Annotated in this window: 3 protein-coding genes and 2 pseudogenes; all 5 read right to left on the bottom strand. The window is 64.0% G+C overall.

Features of this window, described 5'->3' with window-relative positions; genetic code table 11:
• A pseudogene (locus AHiyo1_RS27260) lies at positions 1 to 214 on the bottom strand (c-type cytochrome biogenesis protein CcsB); the annotation flags it as partial.
• The gene (gene resB / locus AHiyo1_RS18515; protein ID WP_253257463.1) at positions 214 to 1794 is read right to left on the bottom strand and encodes a cytochrome c biogenesis protein ResB; all 1581 of its coding nucleotides are present in this window, start codon (positions 1792 to 1794) and stop codon (positions 214 to 216) included. The pseudogene AHiyo1_RS27260 and the gene resB, both read right to left, overlap by 1 nt.
• A 170-nt stretch (positions 1795 to 1964) precedes the next feature.
• Entirely contained in the window at positions 1965 to 2720 is a 756-nt protein-coding gene (locus AHiyo1_RS18510; RefSeq protein WP_059389523.1) for a cytochrome c biogenesis CcdA family protein, read from the bottom strand.
• Positions 2721 to 2734: 14 nt separating this feature from the next.
• Entirely contained in the window at positions 2735 to 3385 is a 651-nt protein-coding gene (locus AHiyo1_RS18505; protein ID WP_113990710.1) for a TlpA family protein disulfide reductase, read from the bottom strand.
• Positions 3386 to 3387: 2 nt separating this feature from the next.
• Positions 3388 to 3508, bottom strand: a pseudogene (locus tag AHiyo1_RS27255) (histidine phosphatase family protein); the annotation flags it as partial.

The following is a 3508-nucleotide window of genomic DNA, read 5'->3' as shown; positions in this document are numbered from 1 at the left end:
CGCCGACGTCGTTTCCACCGGCACGCCCGGCGGCGACCGGAACCTTGACCTCGGCTGCCACGGAAGAGGCTGCCTTCAGGTCCACTGCCTTCAGCATCTTGCTGCTCTTGGCGAGGTCCCACGCGAAAGCGATGAACGCCACCGTGTAGGTGCCGGCCGCGAGCAGCATGAAAAGCTCGCTGTACTGGCCCATGGTTTCGTTGATGGGGAGCATTACTGGTCCTTCGAGGTTGAGGAAGAAACGGTGTCGGTGGACTGATCTGTGTGGAGCAGCCATTCTCGTTGCAGCAGTTCGCGGATCGCGGCAGCTTCGCCGGCCAGCCTGTGGTCCTCGCCGCGGGCAAGGAGACCGTACTCCACCATTGTGCGCCCGTCGTCGTGGGTTCCGGTGCGGACCCAGACGCGTCGGCGGTTCAGGTAGAGGGAGAGAATCAGTCCGGCGACCGCAAGCAAGGCGAACACGAGCGCGGTGGCCTGGCCCGGATTGTGGTGGATGTCGACGCCAACGTACTTCTTGACGCCGTCGAAAGTGATGCTGCCCTTGCCGTTAGGAAGCGTGTAGGTGCCTCCCGGGGCGAGCGCGATGGCCTTCTCCGCCATGCCGCGGCCATTGAGCGGGGTCAGCTTGGCTACATCGAGCTCGAAGACGTTCTGCGGGGCGCCCTTGTTCAGGCCGAGGTCGCCGTAGTACGAGTTGAGGTTCAACTGCGGGTTGAAGAGTTCGGGATCGCCGCTGTAGGCGACACCCTTGTCCGTCACCATGGCCGTCGGCAGGAAGAACCCCGCGAAGCCGAGCTGATCGGGCTTGGCATCGGGAACCTTGATGACCACCGAGGAGTAGTAGTTGTCACCCTGCAGCTTGGCCACGACAGGCCCTTGCATCGCGACGTTGCCGGCGCCGTCCCGGACCGTGACTACGGGAGCGTAGCCGTTGCCCGTCAGGTAAATACTCGTATCGCCAAGGGACACGGGATCGTTGACCTTGAGGACCTGCTTCTTGGCGGGCGCGTCCGGGGTGTCCTTGGTGGTGACGTCCGCCGTGAAGTCGATGGGCTGGCCGAAGTGTGCCGACGATTCACGGTCGAACTTGACGTCGAACTTGTTCAGCTGGATGGAGTACGGCTGCAACCAGCTGCTCTGGAAGTTGGTGCCGGGGCTGAATTGGTCGTAGCCCACCAAGGTGTTCACGAACGTATCGCCTTCCACCAGGATGCGCTGGCCGCTGTAGCCGAACAGGCCGCCGACCGCCACCGAAACCAGCACTCCGATCAGCGAAGCGTGGAACACGAGGTTTCCCACTTCCTTGAGGAAGCCGCGCTCGGCACCCAAGGACGGCATGGCGGCGTCGACGTCGCGCACCTCCACGCGGTAGCCGCGCTTCTTCAGGACCGCAGCGGCGTCCGAGATAGCCTTCGACGCCGGGATCCCGGCGTCGGCGGGCAGCACAAGCGTCCCGTACTCCGGGAGGCGGGAGAGACGCTTCGGGGTCCGCGGCGGCTGGGAGCGCATTGCCTTGTAGTGGGCGATGGCCCGTGGCGTGACACAGCCGATCAGGGAGATGAACAGCAAGATGTAGATCGCCGAGAACCAGGCAGAGGAGTACACGTCGTAGAGCTGCACGGAGTCCAGGAGCTTGCCGTAGTCCGGGTGGTCGCTGATGTACTGCGTCACGATCGAAGGGTTCGCCGGGCGCTGCGGGAACAGCGAGCCGGGAACAGCCGCGACTGCCAGGAGCAGCAGCAGGAACAGCGCCGTACGCATGCTGGTCAGCTGGGTCCAGGCCCATCGCAGCATGCCTACGATCCCCAGGACCGGCAGTGCCGCCTCGGCCTTGGCCTTGTCAATCGCCTTGCCGGCGGCCTTGCCAGCTGCGCTGCCAGAGGCGTTGTCAGCGGCGTTGTCAGCTTCCGCGGATTCGCTGGCGGACTTGTTGGACTTCGTTTTACCTTGCACGGGCTCGCTCATCAGATCGGCAACTTCACATCGGTTTGGAACCAGTACTGCAGCCCGGTAACCCAGGCGCCCCACACTCCCGTGGCCATCAGGATTCCCAAGAGGATCAGGATGCCCCCGCCCATCCGCTGGATCGCGAGGCGATGCTTGCGGAAGAAGGACATGACACCCATCCCCCGGCGGACTGCGAGGGCTATCAAAAGGAAGGGAATGCCAAGGCCAAGACTATAGACAAACGCCAGGAGCGCCCCCTTCGCCGCGGACGATCCCCCGGAAAGGCTCAGCAGCTGAACTGCGGAATAGGTAGGGCCAATACAGGGGGCCCAGCCGAGTCCGAACGTGATGCCCAACAAAGGAGCACCCCACAGACCGGCTGGCGGCTTGGCATGGATTTTGGCGTCACGCTGCAACCACCCGAAGCCGCCTAGGAACACAACGCCCATGATGATCACCAGCACGCCCAGCAATTGCGTGATCCACGCGTTCTGCGGGCCGGTGATGAGGGTCCCCAATTGGCCGAACGCGCCACCGAGCAGGACGAAAATCGCGGAGAATCCGAGGACGAACAGGCCGATTCCCGCGAGCATGCGTCCGCGCTTTTGCTTCTGGAGGTCGACGCCGCTCAGCCCGGTCACGTAGCCAAGGTAGCCAGGCACCAGCGGCAGGACGCATGGCGACAGGAAGGACACGAGTCCGGCCAGCAGGGCCACGGGGATGGCCAGCAGCAAGGAACCACTCAGGATGGTCTCGGCGAAAGGGCTGTTCACGCTGTCCGGGCCACCTACTCGGCAACCGCGGTGGTGATGAGGGCCTTGAGGGTGCTCTTCTCGATCTCGCCCAGGACGCGGGCGGCAACCTTGCCTTCTTTGTCCAGGACGAGCGTGGTGGGCACCGCACCCGGGGGCACAATGCCGGAGACAGACAGGAGCACTGCGCCGTCTTTGTCATTGAAGCTGGGGTACGTGAGCTTGAACGTCTGGTCGAAGGCGTCGGCCGTAGCCTTCTCGTCCCGGAGGTTCACACCGTAGAACTGGACACCTTTGCTCTTGAACTCCTGGTGCAGTTCCTCAAGAATCGGCGCTTCAACCCGGCACGGCGCGCACGCGGCGAACCAGAAGTTGAGGACGGTCACCTTGCCGACCAGGTCCTGCGGAGTCACGGCAGTTCCGTCGAACAACGTGCCCTTGATCCCGACGGCGGCCTTACGGTCGGCTTTGGCGAATTCCGTCACCGAGCCGTCCCCGGCGACGTAGTTCTTGTTGTCGCCGGCTTTGGCTTGCTGGGCCAGGGCGTCTTCCTGGGCACAGGCGGACAAGCCCATGGTCAATGCAGAGAGTGCCACACCACCGACAGCGAGGAAGCTGCGGCGTGAGGTCAAGGCTGCGTTGATTTTCTGGCCGCTGGTCTTGCGGCTGGTGGTATCGCGGTCCATGGTCATGCTCCGGGCGTCTTCGCGGCACCGGGCAGCAGCACGGCGGCGGGTTCGCTGTACTCCACCCGCGCAACCTTGCCGTCGTCGAACACCAGGGAAGTCAGCGACGTCAGCGTGCACTCG

Origin of the sequence: Arthrobacter sp. Hiyo1, from assembly GCF_001263615.2 — a bacterium.
Taxonomy (GTDB): domain Bacteria; phylum Actinomycetota; class Actinomycetes; order Actinomycetales; family Micrococcaceae; genus Arthrobacter.
This window is presented reverse-complemented; position numbering and strand designations above follow the sequence as displayed.